This is a genomic window from Pseudoalteromonas atlantica (assembly GCA_007988745.1).
Classification (GTDB): domain Bacteria; phylum Pseudomonadota; class Gammaproteobacteria; order Enterobacterales; family Alteromonadaceae; genus Pseudoalteromonas; species Pseudoalteromonas atlantica.
In genome coordinates this window covers 1-23,389 of sequence record BJUT01000057.1, presented here as the reverse complement: position 1 = coordinate 23,389, position 23,389 = coordinate 1, and the positions used below count along the sequence as shown (strand labels likewise).

Genomic DNA, 23,389 nt, shown 5'->3' with positions numbered 1-23,389 from the left:
TTTTCGTTTTAACTGATAGCTGACAGCTAAAAACTGACCGCTTCGCTATTTAACCACTTCACTATGACTCCGGCTCATACCCCAAATTAGGCGATAGCCAACGTTCAGCCTCTTCGAGCGTCATATTAGTTCGCTTGGCGTAATCTTCTACCTGATCCTTTTGAATAGATGCTACGGCATAATATTTTGCCTCTGGGTGTGAGAAATACCAGCCCGAAACCGCAGCCCCTGGCCACATGGCGTATGAGCTGGTGAGCTGCATGCCAATGCGTTTTTCGGTATCGAGTAACTGCCAAATTTTCTTTTTCTCAGTGTGCTCTGGGCACGCTGGGTAACCAGGCGCTGGGCGAATACCTTGGTAGTTTTCGCGAATTAGCTCATCGTTACTTAAGTTTTCATCGGCTGCGTAACCCCAATACTCTTTGCGCACTTGTTCGTGCAAGTATTCTGCAAAGGCTTCTGCAAGCCTGTCGGCAACGGCTTTTACCATTATTTTATTGTAGTCGTCTTGCTTGGCATCGAACGCGTCGGCTAGGTCGTCTTCTTCTAAACCGCCCGTTACTGCAAACGCGCCAAAGTAATCAGGTGTGCCTTTTGGCGCAATGCAGTCGGCTAAACAATAGTTAGCAAAGTCGGTTTTTTCGGTTTGCTGGCGTAAATGGCATGAGGTAGTTAACAGCTCTTTGCGGGTTTCGTCGGTGTAAATTTCTATGTCATCACCCTCGCGGTTTGCAGGGAATAAACCAATTACACCTAAAGGTTGCAAAGCACCTGACTTTTCAAGGTCGTCGAGCATGTCGTTAGCGTCTTTAAATAAGCTACGTGCTTGCTCACCGACGACTTCATCGTCCATTATGCGTGGGTATTTACCAGCGATTGACCACGTCATAAAGTACGGGGTCCAATCTATGTATTTACGTAACGTGGCGATTGATACATTTTTAAATTCGGTCACGCCCAGCTTTTTAGGCACCGGTGGCGTGTAGTTTTCCCAATCAAGCTTGGCGGCGTTATCGCGGGCGCGCTGTATGGTAACGGGTTTTGAACGTGGCTTTTTGCGCGCTTGTTGCTCGCGTACTTTTTCGTACTCGGCTTTAGTTTTTTCTAAAAAGGCCGGTTTTAGCTCTTTAGATAATAAGCTTGATACCACGCCCACTGCACGGCTGGCGTTATTTACGTACACTACGCCTTTATCGTACTGCGGCTCAATTTTAACGGCAGTATGCGCTTTAGAGGTCGTTGCGCCGCCAATCATAAGTGGTAATTCAAAGCCTCGGCGGGTCATTTCTTTGGCTACGTGTACCATTTCATCAAGCGATGGGGTAATTAAACCCGAAAGGCCGATTATGTCGGCTTTTTCGTCAATCGCGGTTTGCAGTATTTTTTCGGCAGGTACCATTACACCTAAGTCGATTACTTCGTAGTTATTACATTGTAGTACTACGCCTACAATGTTTTTACCTATGTCGTGCACGTCGCCTTTTACGGTGGCCATAACTACTTTACCGTTAGTGGCACCTTCTTCTTTTTCAGCTTCTATGAATGGGTCTAGGTAGGCCACTGCTCGTTTCATTACGCGGGCCGATTTAACAACTTGTGGTAAAAACATTTTACCTGCACCAAATAAATCCCCTACCACGTTCATGCCATCCATTAATGGCCCTTCAATTACGTGAATAGGTTTATCGGCAGCTGCGCGGCACTCTTCGGTATCTTCATCTATAAAGGTGGTAATGCCTTTGACAAGGGCGTGCTCTAGGCGTTTTTCAACAGGCCAGGTGCGCCACTCTAAATCTTCTACGCGTTCGGCTTGTGCCATGCCTGAAAACTTAGGGGCTATTTCTACTAAGCGCTCACCTGCACCGGGGTCGGTGTTAAGGATTACATCTTCTACGGCTTTGCGAAGTTCCTCGGGGATGTCGTCGTAAACAGCAAGCTGGCCTGCGTTTACAATACCCATATCCATACCCGCTTTTATCGCGTGGTATAAAAACACCGAGTGAATGGCTTCACGTACGGGGTTATTGCCCCTAAACGAAAACGAGACATTAGACACCCCACCCGACACTTTACAGTGTGGTAAGTTTTGTTTAATGCGGCGTGTACCTTCAATAAATTCTACTGCGTAATTGTCGTGCTCTTCTATACCGGTGGCTACGGCAAATATATTGGGGTCGAATATTATATCTTCCGGCGGAAAACCTATCTCTTCGACTAATATTTTGTAGCTGCGTTCACATATTTCGTATTTGCGGTCTGCGGTGTCGGCTTGGCCGTCGGTATCAAACGCCATTACAACAGCGGCTGCGCCAAAACGTTTAATAATTTTAGCTTGGCGTTTAAACGGCTCCTCCCCTTCTTTAAGCGATATTGAGTTAACAATAGCCTTGCCTTGAATACATTTAAGGCCTGCTTCTATTACTTCCCATTTAGAGGAGTCGACCATAATGGGCACTTTAGAAATATCGGGCTCTGAGGCAATTAAGTTTAAAAACTTAACCATGGCCGCTTTTGAGTCCAACATGGCTTCGTCCATGTTTATATCAATAACTTGGGCGCCGTTTTCTACTTGCTCGCGAGCCACATTCAGGGCGGTCTCGTAATCTTCTTCCATGATTAAGCGTTTAAACATGGCAGAGCCGGTTACGTTGGTACGCTCGCCAACATTGGTAAATACTGCAATTTGCTGGGTCATGTTGGCTCCTAGTTTAAGTTACAGGCTTCAAGGCCTGATAAACGCATACGAACATCAAGCTCAGGTAATGCACGAGGTTTTACCCCTTCAAGGCCTTTGGCAAACGCACGAATATGCGCAGGCGTTGTGCCGCAGCAACCACCAACAATATTTATAAAGCCCGATTTTCCCCAGTCTATAATCTCTTTCGCCATGTCCTCTGCTTCTAGGTCGTACTCACCAAATTCGTTAGGTAAACCGGCATTTGGGTGTACTGAGGTAAATGCTTCGCATACGCGCGAAAGCTCTTCTACGTATTGGCGAAGTAAATCAGGCCCTAGGGCGCAGTTAAGGCCAATCGAAATAGGTTTTATATGGCGAATAGAGTTATAAAATGCTTCGGTTGTTTGCCCCGAAAGCGTACGCCCAGAGGCATCGGTAATTGTGCCTGAGATCATTACAGGTAATGCACGCCCTGCTTGCTCAAACGCTTCTTCTACTGCGAATGAGGCAGCTTTTGCATTTAGGGTGTCGAAAATGGTTTCGATAAGTATTAAATCGGCGCCGCCTTCCATTAATGCAAGAGTAGACTCAACATATGCAGTAACCAGCTTATCAAAGGTAATATTGCGATAACCTGGGTCGTTTACATCTGGCGAAATTGAGCAGGTTTTAGAGGTTGGCCCTAAAACACCCGCTACATAGCGCGGTTTTTCTGGGTTTTTGGCGGTGAACTCGTCACATATTGCGCGTGCGAGTTTTGCCGACTCTAGGTTTACTTCACGGCTTATGCTTGCCATGTCGTAATCCTCCATCGAAATGGTGGTTGAGTTAAAGGTATTGGTTTCAATAATGTCTGCACCGGCGGCTAAAAAGCTGCGGTGTATATTGGTTATTAACTCAGGTTTTGTAAGGCTTAATAAATCGTTATTGCCTTTAATTAGTACGTGCCAGTCTTTAAAGCGCTCGCCTCGGTAGTCTTCTTCTTCAAGCTTGTGAGTTTGGATCATGGTGCCCATGGCGCCATCTAAAATTAAAATACGCTCTTTTAATGCAGCGCTTAATTCGCTGTGTTTATTATTGTTTTGCACGTTATTCGGCATAGTTGTTAGTCCTCACATCTTGGCTAACTAAATTAATATCATAAGGGGTCGTTTGGTACACGTAGTAATTTAACCAGTTCGAAAACAGCAAAAAGGCATGGCTTTGCCACGTTTTTGACGGCTTTTTGCTTGCATCGTTATCTGGAAAATAGTTTTCGGGTTTTGGCGCATCAGGACTTTTTTGTAAATCGCGCTCGTACTCTGCTTTTAATGTGTCGGCATCATATTCTGGGTGGCCGGTTATAAACACTTGGCTGCCCGACTTATTTTTCATTAAGTAAGCGCCTACTTTTTCAGAGCCTGCCAATACCACTATATCGTCGCAGGCATTTATTTTATTTATATCTATGTGGCCATAACGTGAGTGCGGCACTAAAAAGGTGTCGTCGAAGCCACGAGTAAGTGCTCCGTGATCAAAATAACACTGGTGGGTAAACACGCCACATAGTTTATCTTCTTTTAAATCACGCTTTAAGTTGTAACGATGATACAGCGCTGCATGCGCCGCCCAGCACGAAAACAGCGTAGAGGTAACGTGCTGCTCTGCCCAATCAATAATCACTTTTAGCTCATCCCAGTACGCAACATCGTCGTATTCAAGGTGTGCTAGTGGCGCGCCGGTAACAATTAACGCATCGTAGTTATTCTCTTTCACTTCTGAAAAATAACGGTAAAAGGTATCTAGGTGCTCTTCTGAATTGCTACTGCTGCGGTGCGTATCTAGGCGCAATAACTCTACATTTACTTGCAAAGGAGAATTGGCAAGCAAACGAATAAACTGCACTTCGGTTTCTACTTTATTAGGCATTAAATTTAAAATAGCCAAACGCATAGGACGAATTTCTTGCGTTTTTGCGCGACTTTTTGGCATTACAAACACGTTTTCTTCACGTAAACGGGCAATAGCCGGTAGCTCGTCTTTCACTGTAATTGGCATATTTTTTTACTCCTACTCATAAAAACCGAGAATTTATACGCTCTCATTATGAACAGTATGCTAAAAATATCAACCTCTAGATGTATAGATGTCTAAATGAAATTTATTCATGATTTTATCAGATTTACAAAAAGTTATAGTTCAGGAGGAATGCATTTATATTGAAATATTTTGTTTAACTGTATTGAGGTCGCGCTACTAAAACCAGTAGCGTTATTTCAATTAAAAACGATAATTTACAGATAAATTAAGAGCGTAAATATCACCTTCGTCTGTATCAAAATATTGGTATTCAGCGCTTACTTGCCAGCGTTGAGTTAACCTATAGTCAATCCCAGTACCGTACGTTACACCGCCTTCGTCATAATTTTGCTCAGTGATTAACGTAGAATTTGTATCTGAGCCAGTTATTGATTCTGCAAGGTTTCTTATTTCACCTTCATTGTAACTTAATTTATTTCTACCATAGCCACCAAATAAAAACACATCTGCCCGAATTGAAATGGGATAATTAGCTTTCACAAATATACTTGTTTGCAAATCAAGGCTTGAGTCAATTTCGCTCTTAATAGATTCTGAGGTTAACGAACCATCTAGCGGGTTTCGCGCGTAAACAAGCCCATTTAGAGGCGTTGATTCGTCATTTAAACCAAAACCTACACGACCTTCTATCGCAAAGTATCGCGAAAACTGATAGCCAAACTGGCCGTATAGTGTTGTAAATCGTATGCTATCACTCTCGTATACATCAATTTGCGTAGACCCTATCCCTACTCCTTGGTAATAACCATTTACATGGAGTGTGTCTGCTTGGCTCGAAAATGAGTATAAACCTAAAAGTAATGCCCCTAACTTTGTAACTGTTTTCATGTTCATTCCTTTAAACCTTTGTAATATTTAATTATGCGATGTTTTACAACGACTAAGAGTGGTCTGCCTGTATAATTTGCTTATACTTTACAGCTTGTAAATATACTGTACCACTTTTGTTAAAAAAGAAATGTGTTTGAACAATATAAAACAATAGATTACAGAATTTTACACAATAGAAATCCTGTCATAGTGGTGTTTTAAATGGGCAAGAAAATAAAGTACCGTTTAGATTAGCGTATTGTTCTATACGCCATTCGTTGACTGTTTCACCCGTGAGCCACTACAATACAACATTGAAATTTTTATTATTATTTGAAGGCTTTCCTCCATGGTTTTACCTGATAAGTTTATATTCTCGATGAGTCGAGTATCTAAAGTTGTGCCACCTAAGCGCACAATTTTAAAAGATATTTCGTTGCACTTTTTCCCTGGCGCTAAAATTGGTGTGCTAGGTTTAAATGGTGCTGGTAAATCTACATTACTTCGCATTATGGCCGGTGTTGACCAAGACTTTGAAGGTGAAGCTCGCCCTCAACCTGGTACTAAAATTGGTTACTTACCGCAAGAGCCAGTGCTGGACGAAAGCAAAACAGTACGCGAAATAGTTGAAGAAGCTGTTGGCGAAGTAAAGCATGCCCTTAACCGCCTTGACGAAGTGTACAACGAGTACGCAATGGAAGACGCTGACTTTGACGCCCTAGCAAAAGAGCAAGGCGAGCTTGAAGCAATCATTCAAGCGCACGATGGCCACAACATCGATAACGTTTTAGAACGCGCTGCTGATGCACTTCGTTTACCTGAGTGGGATGCTAAAATTGAGCACCTTTCAGGTGGTGAGCGCCGCCGTGTTGCTATTTGTCGTTTATTACTCGAAAAGCCAGATATGCTTATTCTCGATGAGCCTACTAACCACTTAGATGCTGAGTCGGTTGCTTGGCTTGAGCGCTTCTTACATGATTACGAAGGCACTGTTGTGGCGGTAACGCATGACCGTTACTTCCTTGATAATGTAGCTGGCTGGATACTAGAGCTTGACCGTGGTGAAGGTATTCCGTGGGAAGGTAACTACTCTTCTTGGCTTGAGCAAAAAGATGCGCGCTTACAACAAGAGCAAAAATCTGAAAAAGCACGTCAAAAATCAATTGCTCAAGAGCTTGAGTGGGTACGTTCAAACCCTAAAGGTCGTCAAGCTAAGTCTAAAGCGCGTATGGCGCAGTTTAGCGAGCTTCAGCAGTCTGATTACCAAAAGCGTAACGAAACTAACGAGCTATTTATTCCACCTGGTCCGCGTTTAGGTGACCAAGTGCTTGAAGTTAATAACTTACGTAAGAGTTTTGGCGATCGCGTATTAATCGACGATTTAAGCTTTAGTATGCCAAAAGGCGCGATTGTGGGCATTATCGGTGCCAATGGCGCGGGTAAATCAACCCTATTTAAAATGCTAAGCGGCGAAGAGCAACCTGATAGCGGCAGCATTAGCGTAGGTGAAACTGTAGAGCTTGCAACAGTTGATCAGTTCCGTAGCAACATGGACGAAAGCAAAACTGTATTCCAAGAAATATCTGACGGGCAAGACGTACTAAAAATTGGTAACTTTGAGTTCCCAAGCCGTGCATACGTTAGCCGCTTTAACTTTAAAGGTAACGATCAGCAAAAGTTTGTAAAAGACTTATCAGGTGGTGAGCGCAACCGTTTACACCTTGCTAAGCTTTTAAAAGCGGGTGGTAACGTAGTACTACTGGATGAGCCAACCAATGACCTTGATGTTGAAACACTTCGCGCCCTTGAGAACGCTATTTTAGAGTTCCCAGGCTGTGTAATGTGTATATCGCATGACCGTTGGTTCCTTGACCGTATTGCAACACACATTTTAGATTACCGCGACGAAGGCCAAATTAACTTCTTCGATGGTAACTACACTGAATACGAGGAGTGGCTTAAAAAGACCTTAGGCGCAGAAGCTGCACAACCTAAGCGTATTAAGTATAAAAAAATTGGTTAATTGTTAACTGATATAACAAACCCTGCATTTATGCGGGGTTTTTTTATGCCATTTTTTATCGCTATGGGCTATTTCCCGCTATGCTTGATTTAAATATTACAATAAAGGCAACTCGTTTTATGGAAAATCGACGTCAGTTCTCGCGTATTCTTTTTTCAACCGCGGCTCAATTAGAATTTGCAGGAGAGAGCTACCCATGCAAATTACTCGATGTATCTTTACATGGCGCACTCATTACTAAATGCGCGGCGTTTAGTGGCACAAAAAATAGCGAAGCCACCTTGCGCTTTACCTTGCCACAAAGCGATATAGAAATAAAAATGGAGGTGTTTATTTGCCACATAGAAGATAAACACATCGGCCTTAATTGCCACCATATAGATATAAACAGCATTACCTATTTAAAACGGTTAGTTGAACTTAATTTAGCCGATGAACAATTACTTCATCGCGAGCTTGCCTCATTGATTGAATAGCGGCAATAGACTCCCTTAGTTAAGTTTATTACCATAGCGCAAACTTTATTATTGATACGGTTATGCGCCTAAACCCTCACTTACCTTTGGTCTATCACAGTAATTATTCGTTTAGCTTTGACCCTAAGCACCGATTTGTAATGAGTAAATTTGCTCATTTATATGAGCAGGTTAAAGGTTTAGGCATTGCAGGTAATAATTTAGTAGAGCCTATTTTGGGCTCCCCTGAACCACTTGAACTGGTACACTGCGAAAACTACATTCACGATTTATGGCATAACCGTCTAGACGAAAAAGCCATGCGCCGCATTGGCTTACCTTGGTCGCAACCGCTAATGGACCGCACATTCACCGCCCCACAAGGCACGTTACAAACTGCACGCTTAGCATTAAAGCATGGCTTAGCCTGTCATTTAGCAGGCGGTACGCACCATGCACACACTGATTTTGGCTCAGGTTTTTGTATGGTGAACGACTTAGCCTTTACCGCGCAAACATTAATACAAAGCGGTGAAGTGACCAACGTGCTCATTTTTGATTTAGACGTACACCAAGGCGATGGCACAGCTGCAATGCTTGCGCATCAGCCGTATGCGTATACCTGCTCTATACACTGCGAAAAAAACTTCCCGTTTAGAAAATCCCCCAGCGATTTAGACATAGGCCTTGCTAACAATATGCAAGACGCAGAATACTTAGGCGTTGTGGATGATACGCTGCAGTTTTTACTAAAAGAGCTCAACCCCGATTTAGTCTTATACGATGCCGGTGTAGATATTTGGCAAGACGATGGCTTAGGCAAACTAGATATAAGCTGGGACGGCATTAAACAGCGTGACCATTTAGTGTTTAAGCGCTGCCTTGAACATAACACCGCTATTGCTAGTGTTATTGGTGGCGGCTACGACAGAGACCATACGCGTTTAGCGCAGCGCCATGCAATAGTGATTGAGCAGGCTGCTGGTTTTTAACAGAAGTATTAACCTGTACGCTTTATACTTTTAACTGGCTTGGGGTTAACCCTGTCCAACGTTTAAATGCCCGCCTAAAGTTAGGAATATCGTAAAATGCCAAACGCTCAGCAACTTGCTCATTGCACTTAGCGCGCAAGGTAAGTAAATAAATGGCTTTATGTTTATTTTGCTCATCTACTAAGCTCGAAAAGCGCATACTATGGCATTTTAGTTTTCGTTTAAACGTGGCTGGGCTCATGGCAAAATACTGGGCGGTTTGCTCTAAACTTGCCTCGTTGTAAGTGTGTAAATAGCGCCAAACAGCCTCTATAAAGGTGTATTTTTCGTGAGATTTTACAGCCAATTGAGCGCGTGCTTGCATAAAGCGTAATTCGCTGGCGTACGGGTTAGCTTGGCGAAGTAATGTTTTGCTAATAACCCAACGAGTCGTTGGCTGCTCAAAACGCAGCTTTAAACCTAAATGTTGCTCGTACTGATGAATATGACGCGGTCGCTTAAAGCTAAAGTCGAACTCACATTGCGGATAGTGCGGGCTTAAACGCTTTAATAAACTATAAAACGCAGCACTGTAAATTTCTAAAATGTAGTTATGTAGGTCGTCATCAAGCCCTGTAGCAGCATTTAAAAAAATATAAAATTGCTGATTACTTACATAGTGCTGACTAAAAAACAAAGGGCAAAGCTGTAAACGCGCTCGCTGTATTTGTAACAGTGCCGCCCCTAGTTTAGCGCTGAACAATACACTTTGTGCTGCGCTACTTGAATCGTTAACTAGTTGGCTACCTAGTAAAAAACCGCTGTCGGGGGTGTTCATTAGGCGTTTAAATTGACTTAGTAATTTAACTTGCTGCTCTAAACTAAAGCAATGCTCAACGCTGAGTAAATCTTGCTCAAAAATCCCGGTGCCGCGTAACAACTTATGTAGGGCAACCCCCCTACTTTGCGCAAGCTCTACAACGGCAGTTATAAGCCCCTGTGCAGTTAAATACTTGTCACTTAAGCTAACATAACTGTTCACTGCTGCTGGCTCTTTGTTGTTTTTGTAGTTGTAGGCCGCTGTGCAATTGTTGCATTAGCATGTGAGCTGTATCACTTTTTTGCGCTTGTATGATGTGGGTAGTTACACACTGAAACTTAGCAAGCCCAGAGCCTTCTACTTTAAAAGCACAATGTTTTAATGCGGCTGTTATTTGCCTAAGAAGCTCTTGGCCTTGCTGCTTTGATGTGGCTGGCATTAGCACCATAAAACAGTCTCCCGCATAACGACATACCACATCGCTTAACCGACAGTTCATTAGTATAAGCTCGCTTATTTCGCGTAGCAGTCGATCACCTTCGCTAAAACCAAACTCATTATTAAAACTCGCGAAGTCGCGTATATCAATAGCGGCTAATAAAACTGGCTGCGGCGCCTTAAGCTGCGTGTTTAAAACGCTTTGTAAGTATTCGGCTGTATAAACGCCGGTAACGGGGCATACTTTGTCGTGCTCACGTAAATGTGCTTCACGGCGCCTTAGCTGTTTATTTAAAACATATTGTTCTTGGTGCCAATGGTATAAACCTAAACTGGTTAGCAGCATCCCAACGGGAGCTGGCAGTGACTCTATCCAGCTTAGCCACTGCTGCGCAGGTTGCATTAACCATTCATCGAGCAAATCGAGCGTGGCCGAGAACATAAATAAACCAAGTCCAAGCACCAAATAACGAGTAACTTTGCCCGGCGGGCGCGAAATAAGTAAGGCAACAATCCAAGTTAGGGTCATAATCACTATGCCGCCCTCACCAATAATATCGAGCCATTGTATGTTTTGCAGCTCTTTGAGCTCCCCTAAATAGGCACATAAAAATATGGCTAATAACGCCATAGCTATAATACTGTTTGTTAAAAGCCGATGGCTAATAAAGGGATTAAATCGCATAGTTTGTCTTATTTAAATTGCGTATGTATTTATGCTACCCGAAGTGCATTTTTTGTAGCAGGGTCATATTAGCTCAATGATGTGACAGCTAAATGATATGCACTTACTTATAACCTGCACATAGCCCATTAACGCTATATTGCTTGGGAGTGCGATTAGCTCACACGCCAAGGTAAAGCTTTTAAAACCTTAATAACCTGCTGATCTAAATAGGGTGTTGTCACATTTGCGTCATTTAATTTAATTAGTTTGCTTTCAAACCAAGCAGCAACAGGAGCAAATTACATGGCACACTTTAAACTTAAAGCACTGGTAACAGCGCTATCTCTTTGCAATTTAGCAGTACATGCAGCACAAGAAGAACACAGAACTGATGTAAAAATATCTGAAGAGTTAGTAGTCTATGGCGAAATAGGTTATCGCAACCGCTCACAAGAACTAGCCCCAACGCTTGAATACTCTCAAGAATACTTTCAGCGTTTTGAACCACTAACAGCAGGTGATGCACTAAAGCGTGTACCGAGTGTGACGTTTTTATCAGATGTGCTTGAGTCTGACGGCGCACGTATGCGCGGTTTGAGCCCTGCTTACACAAAAGTACTGATCAATGGCGAAGAAGTTCCAGGCGCTGGCGCTGATCGCTCATTTTTTGTTGACCGTATTCCAGCAGAATTAATCGAGCGTGTAGAAATAATTCGTTCATCAAGTGCCAACCGCTCTGCCGATGCAATTGCGGGCACCCTTAACATTGTGCTTCGCGATGGCTACAGCTTAGACGGCGGTTACATTCGTGCAGGAGGATTACGCTATGATGATGGTGAACTAAAAGAAAGCTTTGCGGGCGTTTACGGTACTGAGTTTGCAGGTGGACGTTTACTACTAGGGGCTAATTTTCAAGGTCGTTATAACCCAAAACAAAAATCAAGCATACGTTATGGTGATAGCCCTGAAAATAACCCTAATTATGCAACTGATGATTTTGATAACCGTGAAGATCAATCAGATACTCGTGATGGCGATGACACATCATTAAATGCCAGCTTTGAAAAGGTATTTGATAACGGTGGTAAGTTTGATATTAGCGCCATGTGGGTTGATACAGACCGTACCGAAGATGAGCGCTCTTTTGAATATGACGACGCGACGGCCACGTCTAACTCAGTGGTTGAAGGCGGTAACTTACTTTCAGACAACGCAAATGTTTCCTACATTGACCAAACCAACTACAACATAAACTCAGGTTATGAATTACCGTTATTAGGCGGTACCAGCAAGTTTAAAGTAGGCTATGCCAGCTTTGAAGAGTCAGTTTACGAGCAAGAAGTTGAGCTTGATACATCTGAGCTCCCAATGGTTTTTGAGGAAGCAGAAGAAACTGTTGAGATTGACGATAAAGAATGGTCATTACAATGGCAACATAGCTTACTGCTCGGTGACTCAAAAGAAGTTCAATTTGGTGCTTTTGTTCAAGGAAAAGAGCGCGACACAGCAATTTTTGAAGCGGAAGATGAAAGTGAGCAAACACTTACTGGCTGGGATCAATATAACCAGACGCCAATGTCGTTAGCGCAATTTAACAATGAATTTGAAGCAGTAGACGGAGGCGTTAATACGCTTGAAGAAGACCGTTTTGACTTATTTGCTTTAATCAAACACGAAGCCGATGTGTTCTCATGGGAAATGGGTGTGCGCTGGGAGTCAACTGATTCAAGCATTACCGATACCAATGAAGGCGTTACTTCAAAAAATGATTATGACTTTTTCTTACCTTCAGCTCACTTTCGTTACAGCGTCAGCGATAACGGTCGAGTAAGCGCCTCTGTTGCTCGTAGCTTACGCCGCCCAGATTTTGATTACATAACACCCGCCCTACTTGAAGAAGAACTCGCTGATAATGACTTTTTAGGTAACCCAAATCTTAAGCCAGAATCTTCTTGGGGTATTGATTTAGGTTACGAATACCGTTTAGGTAAAAGTGGCGTTGTCGGTGTAAACGTATTTTACCGTGACGTTAGCGACCTAATTGAAATTGCCAGCACAGGTGTTGAAGGCTCAGAAGGCGAAGGTACATTTTTACTGCAACCACAAAATACTGGCGATGGCACAGTACAAGGTATTGAGTTTGATTTATCAACGCCACTGAGCGCAATCAACATGCCAAATACTGGTATTTTCTTAAACTACTCTTGGCTTGATAGTGAAGTTGAAGACAGCTTTGGTAAACGTAAGTTTAATGACCAATCAGATTATGTTTATAACATTGGCTTTATCCAAGACTTACCTGACCTAGGCGCATCATTTGGTGCAACATACCGTAACCAAGGTGATGCATACGGACGCTTTGTAGGGGAAGAAGTAACAACCTCTTACGGCGCTGATTTAGAGCTTTTCGTTGAAAAGCGCTGGGATGACGTAACCCTTCGCCTAGTGGGTTCAAACCTACTTGATGCCAGTAAAGATGAAGTTTTTAACAAATTTGACTCACTTGATGATCAAAACAGCCGTGACTTTGATGAGTACGAGCTTGAATCTGAAGAAGCAGGTCCTGTGGTTCAACTAATGTTGCGCTACGCATTTTAATAGCAGGCATCATCATATTAGGCACGTAATCGCTTGCTATTACGTGCCTTTTGGAGTTAAAACATGTTTAAATTGTCTTTCATAATGGCCGCCCTACTGAGCTCATCAGCGCTCAGTGCTGTCGAGCCTGTTATTTATAAAGATGAGCTTTATCAACAGCAAAAAATAGTTAAGTTAAATACGCTACCTGATAGCCTTAACTTTATGGTAATTGGCGACTGGGGGCACAACGGCCACTTTTATCAAAAAGAAGTGGCTCACCAATTAGAAATAGCCATGTACCAAACTGATGCTGATTTTATCGTCTCGACCGGCGATAACTTTTACCCAAATGGTGTGGCAAGCGTTAACGATCCGCTTTGGCAATCAGCCTTTGAGAACATATACCACGGCCCTCACACATTTGAAGATTGGTATGTTGTTTTAGGTAATCACGATTACTTGGGTAATGCTCAAGCACAAATTGACTACACAGAAAAAAGCCAGCGTTGGCAGTTACCTGCAAGGTACTACAGTAAAACATTTACGCTTGAAAACAACGAGCAAGTGTTAATGGTTTTTTTAGATACCAATCCGATCCAGCCTGAATATAAAGACCGTGATAAATACCGCTCAACCCAAGGGCAAGGCTATAAAGCCCAGCTTACTTGGCTTGAAACCCAACTTGCCGGCAGTAGAGCAAAGTGGAAAATTGTGGTAGGCCACCACCCGCTTTATTCAAGTGGTAAACGCTTTGGCCGTAACCAAGGGCTTCGCGACATTTTAGAACCTATTTTGGAGCGTCATAACGTGCAAGCTTATATCGCTGGGCACGAGCACGACTTGCAATACAACCAACCAAAAAATAGCAAAGTGGCTCACTTTATCTCTGGTGGAGGCAGTGAAGCACGGTTTGTAAAACAACGTGAATTTACCCGCTACGCAGAAGCAACACCTGGTTTTTTAAGTGTATCTATCAATGGCGAAACACTCAGTGTAAGTGCGATTAATCACCTTGGTGAAGTACGTTTTAGCACTGAAAAGCACATAGATAAGTAAAGGATAAAATAATGAACTTTAAACTAAATACAATTTCAGCGGTGCTTGGCAGTGCACTCCTAATAACTGCAATAAGCGGTTGTACAAGTAATGAGGAACCTAGCAGCCAAAGCAACGCAGCTATGGTAAAAGCAGCAATAGCTGTGGAAAAATTTGGCCCTCAACAAAATATGCAAGGCTCACAGGCAGCAGCGCTGGGTAATAACCAATGGTTGATTGCCAGCGAAAGCCAGGGCTTATTAGTGGCAGATAAAGACCAAAGCAGTGTGTTATTAGCGGGTAACTTTGAATCTATCTCACTAAAGAAAATCACAGAGCAACAATTTTTATTGGCTAGCCTAGATAACAATCAAGACAATGTGGCTATTTTTAAATTACTGAAAACGGACTCATCTTGGCAGCTAACTGAGCTTACACGTATCAGTCCACCACAAGCTCAGCCTGATGCCGTGTGTTTATTTAAAAACACTGATAACAAGACTGTCTCAGCGTTTGTGCCGGATGTTCGAGGTTTGATCAGCGAAACCATCATTTATGACTTAGCCACTAAGCAAGCTAAAAATATTGCAGTGCGTGAATTTTCAGCCGTTACTGAAGCCTCCGGTTGCGCAGTTAATGACGAAACAAAAACCTTGTATGTGGGCGAAGCTGAACTCGGCGTTTGGGCTATCAATGCTGATGCTGAATCCGATGCCAATAAACAGCCAGTGGCATTAGTTGAGCCTTACGGTGAATTAAAAGCTGAAATCGGGGCATTATCAGTATCACAAGATGGTACTTTATGGCTTACTGCCACTGATGGCAATATGATCTATGCTTACCACGAAAATACTGAAAAACTAAGTCAGTGGTCACTTTCTGGCGATCACACCATTGAATCTGTTGCAGCGAGTTTGATCAATAACAATCAAGCGCAGCTAGTTTTAATTGATGATGAAACAGGTGCCTATATTCAAGCAAACGTTAACTACACTGCGCAAACAGTTACTTCACAAAACAAAGTCGCTATGACTCACATTTATGCCAGCGCACAAACAACGCCAGTTGCAGCATTTGGTGATGCAGCGGATGACCCGGCAATTTGGATAAATGAACACGACGCTAAAAGCAGCTTAATTTTAGGCACAGATAAACGCCGCGGCTTAATGGTTTATGATCTTGCTGGCAACAAAGTACAATCGCTTAATGTTGGGCGTTTAAATAATGTTGATGTACGCCAGCATCAGGATATAAACAACGAAACCCAGACTTGGATCACAGCCAGCAACCGCACGCTTAACAGTATTAGCGTGTTTACTGTCGATAGCGAGAACAAAGTAAACCATGAAACAGAAGTAGCCACAAACCTAGCCGAGATTTACGGTATGTGTATGTATTCGTCTGAATCTGGTCAATACGTATTTGTTAATGATAAATCAGGTTTATTCCAGCAATATAAACTCACCGGTGAGCAAGGTAACTTAATCGGTGAACTGGTTAGAGAGTTTACCCTACCAAGCCAACCAGAAGGCTGTAGTGCCGATGATAAACTAGGCCAATTATTTGCCGGTGAAGAAGATGCAGGCATTTGGTATATCGGTGCAGAGCCAACCTCTGGCAACAAAGCGGTCATGCTACGAGGTATAAATGAGCAACTTGTGGCAGATGTTGAAGGCATGGAAATCTATCATGCTGATGATAAGCGCTATTTAGTAGTATCAAGCCAAGGCGATAATAGCTATGTGCTTTATAAAATATCAGATAATACACAGCCTAGCCTAAGCTTTGCAGGTAAGTTTAATGTGATTGCTAATCTAGATAAAGGCATTGATGGCGCAGGTGAAACAGACGGCTTAACCGTTACAGCAAAACCTTTACCAGGCTATCCTGAAGGCATGCTTATAGTGCAAGACGGCTACAACCGTATGCCACTACAACCACAAAATTTTAAAATTATTGACTGGCGTGAAGTAAAAAAAGCGATTAAGTAAAAACCTACCATATTTAAACGTAATAAGGCTCTTACGAGCCTTTTTACTATGTGTATTTAAAATAAACCTAGTAAATTTAGAGTTATTAAAGCTATATACTACACTTTAAGCTCATAAATTAATTGAGATTATTATGCGTTTACTTCTTACTTTGTTGATCATTACTATAAGCGGATACGCTTTTGCTGAGGAAGAGGCAGCTGAATTGCCACCACTCAACCCCAAATACAAGGCTGAGCATGCAATAGCACTGGTGAATAAAGGTTCAGGAATTTATGCGTTTAACTTACCCGGCTATAAATTACCGCACGATGTACAAGTGGTGTATAGGATTAAAAACCCCGATGTGGCTTTTTTAGATATTGTGCGCAACGCAGAGCTTATAACGCTAAAGCCCAAACCATTTAATATTCAACGCTTAATGCGCGGTGAAGAAATAACCATTACCGCAGATGTGTACGAAGGCAATTACAAAAAAGCAGGCAGCCTAATTTACACAAACAGAACAATAGAAATGAGTAAGCAGCTATATGCTCGCCAATTAAAAGATTTAGCTAAAGCTAGCCAGTGGCAAGAATACGACATGATAGACCTAGGTAGCACAGAGCGAATTTACATACATAAAATTAGCCAAGCACCTAGTTTCAGCCACTTAATTTTTGTAGATTTGGTAAATGCTTGTATGCAAAAGTTTAGAACCTCAACCCTCCTTCCTAGCCAGAATGAGTTAACGTATAAATTTATAAACTGCGGCACCCTAAAACCTTTATTTTACGAAGCAGAAAGTTTAAATAAATAGTTTCAAACATGAAAAAAGGCCCTTTCGAGCCTTTGGATTAACTTTGGAAATATAAAGCTTTAAAAAATTATATCAGTGTAAGCAGTTGTGGCGCTGCGCTGTGGTAGTCAACGGCCATAGCAATACTGAGAGCTGTAATATTTATAATAGAAAAAGCAAACACTTGGCGTGCCCAGCTCGTTAAATTAACATTACGGCGATAGCCACGTAGTGCCATAAGTAACCACCAAAAACTGGTAATACACGCCACTGCCATAAAGGCGGCGCCAGTGTAGCCACTTATTGGTAATAGCATGACGACTAAAGCGTACACAGCAATATAAAGTACAATATGGCGCTTCGCTTTATCAATACCTTGCGCTACGGGTAATACGGGAATACCTGCGGCTTGGTAGTCTTTAAAGCGAAAAATAGCAATGGCATATGAATGCGGCATTTGCCACAGACTAAACATTACTAATAGTATTAATGCACCTATATCGAACTGCCCGGTTACAGCGCAGTAACCTACAACAGGAGGCACTGCGCCAGAAAGGCTACCTACAAACGTGCCATAAACTGAGTTGCGCTTCATGTAAAGGCTATAAACCCCAACATAAATGACATAGCCAAACGCTGCAAAAAATACCGCGGCTTGGGTGGTGTAAGCAATGAGTAAACCAAAACCTACAACCCCCAATAAAACCCCGTGACTCAGTGCAGCAAAGGCCGACATTTCGCCTGTTACTGTTACCCGCGTACGAGTACGTGCCATGGCTACATCTATGTCTCTATCAATTACATTGTTGATAGCACAGCCCGATGCAACCACAAGTGACAAGCCAATAAGCGTAACAACCATTAGCCATGGGTCTATATCCCCACGCGAGGCAAGTAAAAAACCGCCTGCAACGCTGATAAGGTTGCCCATAATAATGCCCGGCTTAGTCACTGATAAATAACGACGAAACATCTTCAACTCCTAGTACATCATCATTGCGTTAGATTCGTAAATTATCCAAACCGATAACCCAACAACCATGACGATAATTAGGGCACTGAATAAAAATGAGAAGGTACTTGCACGGCCATCTTCTGTCGTAAAATTAAGGTGTAAAAAGTATTTTAAGTGCACCCAAATTTGTACAATAGCTAAAGTAACAATGCTCCAAAGCGTAGTTACTTTTGAAAAGTCGCCTTCCATTACCATGTAAAACGGTATCGCGGTTAAAATTAGTGATAGCACAAAGCCTATTAAGTACGTTTTAACACTGCCATGAGACTCATCATGGTGCTCGTTTTGCATTTGCTTTAACGCGTGCGCTTCGCTGTGGCTCATTACATTGCTCCCATTAAATAAACAACGGTAAATACACAAATCCAAACAATGTCTAAGAAGTGCCAAAATAGGCTTAGGCAGCTTAAGCGTGTCACTGTTTGTTTACCTAAGCCGCGTTTAGCCACTTCTATCATCATAATACTCATCCAAATTAGACCCGCAGTTACGTGCAAACCATGTAAGCCTACTAACGAGAAGAATGAGGTTAAAAAGGCACTTTGTTGTGGACCATTGCCATGCACAATTAGGTGATGAAATTCGTAAATTTCCATGCCTATAAACACAGCACCTAAACAAAAGGTAATAAACAACCAGATGAGTGTTAGTGCCTTTTTTTGCCCTTGTGCGGCAATCATGGAAAAGCCAAAGGTAATACTACTAATGAGTAGCGCCGCTGTTTCTACAGCAACAAAGTCGAGTTCAAAAATGTCTTTACCTGATACACCACCGGCTGTGTTCATAAACAGCACGGCGTAAGTGGCAAAAAACGAGGCAAATAATAGGCAATCGGTCATTAGGTATAGCCAAAAGCCAAAGATTGTATCGCCAGAAGTATCGTGATGCTCATGTGCATGATCATCGTGCGAAACTGAGTCTAAATGGGCAGTTTCTACATTCGCAGATAGTGTACTCACGCGCTTAGCTCCTTATTTCCACTAGAATTATATGCAGCTTCAATACGTGCAATTTCATCAGGTTGTATATAGTAATCAACATCGCTGGTGTAACAACGCTTGATAAATAAGGCAATTGCGCCAACAAAACCAACGGCAGCTAACCACCAGATATGCCAGATCATGGCAAAGCTAAATACAGTTAAGCTTGCTGCAATTAACACCCCAGATGCTGTGTTTTTAGGCATATGAATTGGGCTGTAGCTTGCTTTTGTTTGATACGCTTGGCCTTTTTCTTTCGCTTCGGTCCAGGCATCAATGTCATCAACGTGAGGAATAGTTGCAAAGTTATACACTTGTGGAGGTGAGCTAGTTGCCCATTCTAGTGTATGGCCGTTCCACGGATCGCCGGTTGTATCGTCAAGTGCTTCGCGGTCTCTAAAGCTAACAAAGAGCTGCACGACTTGGAAAATAATACCAAACATAATAATGACAGCACCGCCTGCTGCAATGTATAACCACATGTTCCAATCTGGGTTATTAGTGTGGTTTAAGCGACGTGTCATACCTAAGAAACCAAGTACATACAACGGCATAAACGCCACGAAGAAACCAACTATCCAACACCAAAAAGACGCTTTACCCCATTTTTCGCTAAGCTTAAAGCCCATTGCTTTAGGGAACCAAAATACAAAACCTGCAAGGTAGCCAAATACAGCGCCACCAATAATTGTGTTATGGAAATGCGCAATTAAGAATAAACTGTTATGCAACACGTAATCGGCACCCGGAATAGCCAGTAGTACGCCGGTCATACCGCCTACTGTAAAGGTAACCATAAAGCCTAATGTCCAAAGTACAGGAACGCTGATACGTAAACGGCCGCGGTAAATGGTAAACAACCAGTTGAATAGCTTAACGCCAGTAGGGACGGCAATAACCATGGTCATTACCCCAAAGAACGCATTAACGTTGGCGCTCGACCCCATGGTGAAAAAGTGGTGTAGCCAAACAATAAAACCTAAAATAGAGATTGCACCGCTGGCATACACCATCGATTTGTAACCAAATAAACGTTTACCGGCAAAGGTTGAGATAATTTCAGAAAATATACCAAAAGCAGGCAGTACTAAAATATAAACCTCAGGGTGACCCCACGCCCAAAACAGGTTGATGTACATCATGGCGTTGCCGCCCGCTGCATTGGTAAAAAAGTGAAAATCAAGGTAACGGTCAAGCGTTAGCATGCCCAGCACAGCAGTTAAAATAGGGAAAGATGCTGCAATTAAGATATTTGCCCATGTACATGCCCATGTAAAAATTGGCATTTTCATTAGGGTCATACCTGGGGCACGCATTTTAAACACAGTCGCTAAAAAGTTTACTGCAGTTAAAAGCGTACCGAGTCCGGAAATTTGCAAGGCCCAAATATAATAATCAACCCCCACCCCAGGGCTAAAGGTCAGCTCCGAAAGCGGCGGATACGCCACCCAACCTGTTTTTGCAAACTCACCAAATACAAGCGACAAGTTAATTAAAATGGCACCGCTGGCAGTAAACCAAAAACTTAAGTTATTTAAAAATGGAAAAGCGACATCGCGTGCGCCAATTTGCAGTGGCAATACAATGTTCATTAGGCCAATCATAAATGGCATAGCCATAAATATGATCATGATAACGCCGTGCGCTGTAAATATTTGGTCGTAATGCTCAGGAGGCAAATAACCAGGTGCACCACTAGTAGCAAGTGCTAACTGCGCACGCATCATAATGGCATCAGAAAAACCACGAAACAGCATTATTAATGCTAAAAAGATGTACATTACGCCTAAGCGTTTATGATCAACAGAGGTGATCCAGTCGTGCCAAAGCACGCCCCACTTTTTATATTTAGTAATAAGCCCGGCAATAATAAGCCCGGCAATCGCTATCACCGTCATGGTAACCATTATAATTGGCTCATGAAACGGAATTGCGTCGAGTGAAAGTTTACCTAAAAACGACATTATTATTCCTCGCCCTGGCTGTGAGATGAAGGCATTGCGTGTTCATTCATTTCATGGTGCTTTTTGCTCATTTGCCCATGATCGCTCATCGCTTGATGTTTTTTGTTCATATCGCCATGTGCCTGCATATACTTCATAACAATGGTATGAAATAGGCCGTCGTCGACCTTGCCATAATAGGCAACAGGATTGTTTTCACTGGCTTTTGCAAGTTCAACATAATTGGCATGGGTGAGGTTATTAGCATTGGCTTTAACGCTTGTTACCCACGTGTCAAAATCAGCTTGTGTTGGGGTGGCAATGGCATTGAACTTCATACCGGTAAAACCTGCGCCACTGTAATTAGCAGAAAAGCCTTTAAATGTGCCCGGCTCGTTTGCGATTAAATGAAGCTTGGTTTCCATGCCTGCCATAGAATAAATTTGACTACCTAGCTGAGGAATAAAAAACGAGTTCATTGTGCTTTCTGAAGTGATTTTGTATTCCACCGGCACATTTGCCGGAAATACCAATTCATTTACCGTTGCAATACCTTGTTCTGGGTAAATAAATAGCCACTTCCAGTTTAATGAAACCACCTCTACAGTGAGGTGCTCGCCTTTACCTTCAATAGGTTTATAGGGGTCTAAGTCTTGGGTAGACTGCCAGGTAATAACACCTAAAATAATAACGATAACAATAGGAACAGCCCAAACAACGGCTTCAATCTTATTTGAATGAGCCCATTTTGGTGCATAAATTTCATGATCTTGTGTGTCTCGGTATTTCCATGCGAAATACAAAGTCATCACAATAACGGGGATTACTACGAGTAGCATAAGGACAGTAGCAATGATGATTAAGTTTTTCTCATCAATACCTATTTGGCCTTTTGGATCGAGTATCCCGCCTTTACAGCCTGACAACGCCAGCACCGTACTAGCTAAAGCAATATTACAAAGGTTACGAATTAACAAGGGAGTATCCTACAAACCTAGAGTTTTAATTTGCTGCTTTAAATAAAAATTAAGCAACGATTTTTCAATAAAAACCCAAGTTAACTAGAACTAAATTATAAAAATAAAGGGGACTGAACCCGCTGCAAGTGGATGCAAAAAATACCTAGCAACAAACCCAGCTTCTAAACGCATTTATATAACGTAATAAAAGTTAACTTGGGTGAGTGTTGGTTGGCTGACGTGTTTAAAACACGCGGCTACATTGCTAATGCAAACTTTAATTATTTACAGCAAGAAAAAATAATTAAAACCAGCAACAAGTGAAGCCTTACAGACAACCTGTAAAGCTAGGTGGAGCACGACAACCATGTGCAGCGGACACAGGTTGGTGTACTTTTGCCTCGCGAAAAGCGAAAGCGGCTTTACGAAGGATTATTCCAGCACGACGCGCCGGAAAAATATGGAACAATAACCAGCAAAGGCCAATGAGTAACTGACTAGATATGATCGGATGAGCTAAAAATTGCGTAATGTGCAGCAAAACAGGCTCAACAATAGAGCCATTGCTAAACAACGCTTCAAGCTGAAAGGCATCCTCTAATGCACCACTTAGCAGCATTACCGTATTAAACACTAATAATGTTATAGCGACACACACGCCCTTGCCCGCTTTATTCAAGCGTTCACACGTTTGCGGTTTGCTAGAAGCAAAAGCCGTATTTGTATGATGCAAAGAAAGTGTGTTCAAAGACATTAACCTACTAAATGACTAATAACAAAATTAGAGTAATAAAGCGCGCAATGGAAAAATTAAAAAAACATTGCTGCTGTAAGCCCTAAAACGAGGTGCTAAATACAATCAAACCGGCTAGCACACATTTACCTAGTGAGAATTGATCCGTATCAAACAAACTTTCAAAATTTACTGAAAGTTCGATGCTGAGTATAACAAAGACAGTTTTCGGTTCAACAAAAAATATAAAGTTTTGCGTTAAGCTTTCGCAGCTATTTTGTTAATAAAAAATAACATAATAAAAATAAAGACTTAGTTTATAAATATTTTATATTTAGGAAGCTTGAGGAGTAGAGATAAGGGGGATTAATGAAGTTAAAAATAAAGCCGCACAAACAAAAACAGCCCAAATTCAGTCACCACCGAACTTGAGCC

At 42.3% G+C, this 23,389-nt stretch carries 19 protein-coding genes; 7 read left to right on the top strand and 12 right to left on the bottom strand.

Features of this window, described 5'->3' with window-relative positions:
* Positions 1-61: 61 nt before the first annotated feature.
* From metH to PAT01_RS17270, 4 genes are all read right to left on the bottom strand, one after another.
* Positions 62-2,695, bottom strand: coding sequence for a methionine synthase (metH, locus tag PAT01_RS17285; protein WP_154945888.1), 2,634 nt, complete (start codon positions 2,693-2,695; stop codon positions 62-64).
* An 8-nt stretch (positions 2,696-2,703) separates the two neighbouring features.
* Positions 2,704-3,777 (bottom strand): homocysteine S-methyltransferase family protein, encoded by a 1,074-nt coding sequence (locus PAT01_RS17280; protein WP_154945887.1) that lies wholly within the window; start codon positions 3,775-3,777, stop codon positions 2,704-2,706.
* Positions 3,767-4,714 (bottom strand): homoserine O-acetyltransferase MetA, encoded by a 948-nt coding sequence (gene metA, locus PAT01_RS17275; protein ID WP_138578285.1) that lies wholly within the window; start codon positions 4,712-4,714, stop codon positions 3,767-3,769. Before metA ends, PAT01_RS17280 begins: the two co-directional genes overlap by 11 nt.
* Positions 4,715-4,936: 222 nt before the next feature.
* Positions 4,937-5,584 (bottom strand): porin family protein, encoded by a 648-nt coding sequence (locus tag PAT01_RS17270; protein ID WP_154945886.1) that lies wholly within the window; start codon positions 5,582-5,584, stop codon positions 4,937-4,939.
* Between the two features lie 331 nt (positions 5,585-5,915).
* Here PAT01_RS17270 and ettA point away from each other — a divergent pair, with 331 nt between their 5' ends.
* From ettA to PAT01_RS17255, 3 genes are all read left to right on the top strand, one after another.
* Complete coding sequence (gene ettA / locus PAT01_RS17265; RefSeq protein ID WP_154945885.1) at positions 5,916-7,589, top strand: energy-dependent translational throttle protein EttA; 1,674 nt, start codon at positions 5,916-5,918, stop codon at positions 7,587-7,589.
* Between the two features lie 119 nt (positions 7,590-7,708).
* The gene (locus PAT01_RS17260) at positions 7,709-8,065 is read left to right on the top strand and encodes a PilZ domain-containing protein (protein ID WP_029773844.1); all 357 of its coding nucleotides are present in this window, start codon (positions 7,709-7,711) and stop codon (positions 8,063-8,065) included.
* Positions 8,066-8,127: 62 nt separating this feature from the next.
* Positions 8,128-9,036 (top strand): histone deacetylase family protein, encoded by a 909-nt coding sequence (locus tag PAT01_RS17255; RefSeq protein ID WP_054983213.1) that lies wholly within the window; start codon positions 8,128-8,130, stop codon positions 9,034-9,036.
* Between the two features lie 22 nt (positions 9,037-9,058).
* On the opposite strand, the gene PAT01_RS17250 is transcribed toward PAT01_RS17255, so the two are convergent.
* Positions 9,059-10,057, bottom strand: a complete 999-nt coding sequence (locus PAT01_RS17250; RefSeq protein WP_154945884.1) for a helix-turn-helix domain-containing protein — start codon at positions 10,055-10,057, stop codon at positions 9,059-9,061.
* Complete coding sequence (locus PAT01_RS17245; RefSeq protein ID WP_154945883.1) at positions 10,041-10,958, bottom strand: GGDEF domain-containing protein; 918 nt, start codon at positions 10,956-10,958, stop codon at positions 10,041-10,043. Before PAT01_RS17245 ends, PAT01_RS17250 begins: the two co-directional genes overlap by 17 nt.
* Before the next feature lie 285 nt (positions 10,959-11,243).
* On the opposite strand from PAT01_RS17245, the gene PAT01_RS17240 reads away from it, so the two are divergent.
* From PAT01_RS17240 to PAT01_RS17225, 4 genes are all read left to right on the top strand, one after another.
* On the top strand, positions 11,244-13,538 hold the full coding sequence (locus PAT01_RS17240; protein WP_154945882.1) for a TonB-dependent receptor plug domain-containing protein: 2,295 nt from the start codon (positions 11,244-11,246) through the stop codon (positions 13,536-13,538).
* 63 nt (positions 13,539-13,601) lie between these two features.
* A complete protein-coding gene (locus tag PAT01_RS17235; RefSeq protein WP_154945881.1) occupies positions 13,602-14,576 on the top strand; it encodes a metallophosphoesterase in 975 nt (324 codons plus the stop codon).
* 11 nt (positions 14,577-14,587) lie between these two features.
* Complete coding sequence (locus PAT01_RS17230; protein ID WP_154945880.1) at positions 14,588-16,546, top strand: phytase; 1,959 nt, start codon at positions 14,588-14,590, stop codon at positions 16,544-16,546.
* A 133-nt stretch (positions 16,547-16,679) separates the two neighbouring features.
* Entirely contained in the window at positions 16,680-17,345 is a 666-nt protein-coding gene (locus tag PAT01_RS17225) for a hypothetical protein (RefSeq protein WP_024034291.1), read from the top strand.
* 67 nt (positions 17,346-17,412) lie between these two features.
* Here the strand turns inward: PAT01_RS17225 and cyoE are convergent, their stop codons facing one another.
* The 6 genes from cyoE to PAT01_RS17195 form a co-directional block, all read right to left on the bottom strand.
* Positions 17,413-18,297 (bottom strand): heme o synthase, encoded by an 885-nt coding sequence (cyoE, locus tag PAT01_RS17220; RefSeq protein WP_004587443.1) that lies wholly within the window; start codon positions 18,295-18,297, stop codon positions 17,413-17,415.
* Between the two features lie 9 nt (positions 18,298-18,306).
* Positions 18,307-18,663, bottom strand: coding sequence for a cytochrome o ubiquinol oxidase subunit IV (gene cyoD, locus PAT01_RS17215; RefSeq protein WP_024034293.1), 357 nt, complete (start codon positions 18,661-18,663; stop codon positions 18,307-18,309).
* The gene (cyoC, locus tag PAT01_RS17210; RefSeq protein ID WP_154945879.1) at positions 18,663-19,298 is read right to left on the bottom strand and encodes a cytochrome o ubiquinol oxidase subunit III; all 636 of its coding nucleotides are present in this window, start codon (positions 19,296-19,298) and stop codon (positions 18,663-18,665) included. The genes cyoD and cyoC overlap by 1 nt, the downstream gene beginning before the upstream one ends.
* Complete coding sequence (cyoB, locus tag PAT01_RS17205) at positions 19,295-21,283, bottom strand: cytochrome o ubiquinol oxidase subunit I (RefSeq protein ID WP_004587446.1); 1,989 nt, start codon at positions 21,281-21,283, stop codon at positions 19,295-19,297. The genes cyoC and cyoB overlap by 4 nt, the downstream gene beginning before the upstream one ends.
* 2 nt (positions 21,284-21,285) lie before the next feature.
* Positions 21,286-22,239: a ubiquinol oxidase subunit II gene (cyoA, locus tag PAT01_RS17200; protein ID WP_154945878.1), complete on the bottom strand. Its 954-nt coding sequence runs from the start codon at positions 22,237-22,239 to the stop codon at positions 21,286-21,288.
* A gap of 310 nt (positions 22,240-22,549) precedes the next feature.
* On the bottom strand, positions 22,550-22,969 hold the full coding sequence (locus tag PAT01_RS17195; RefSeq protein WP_055016845.1) for a hypothetical protein: 420 nt from the start codon (positions 22,967-22,969) through the stop codon (positions 22,550-22,552).
* Positions 22,970-23,389 lie beyond the last annotated feature (420 nt).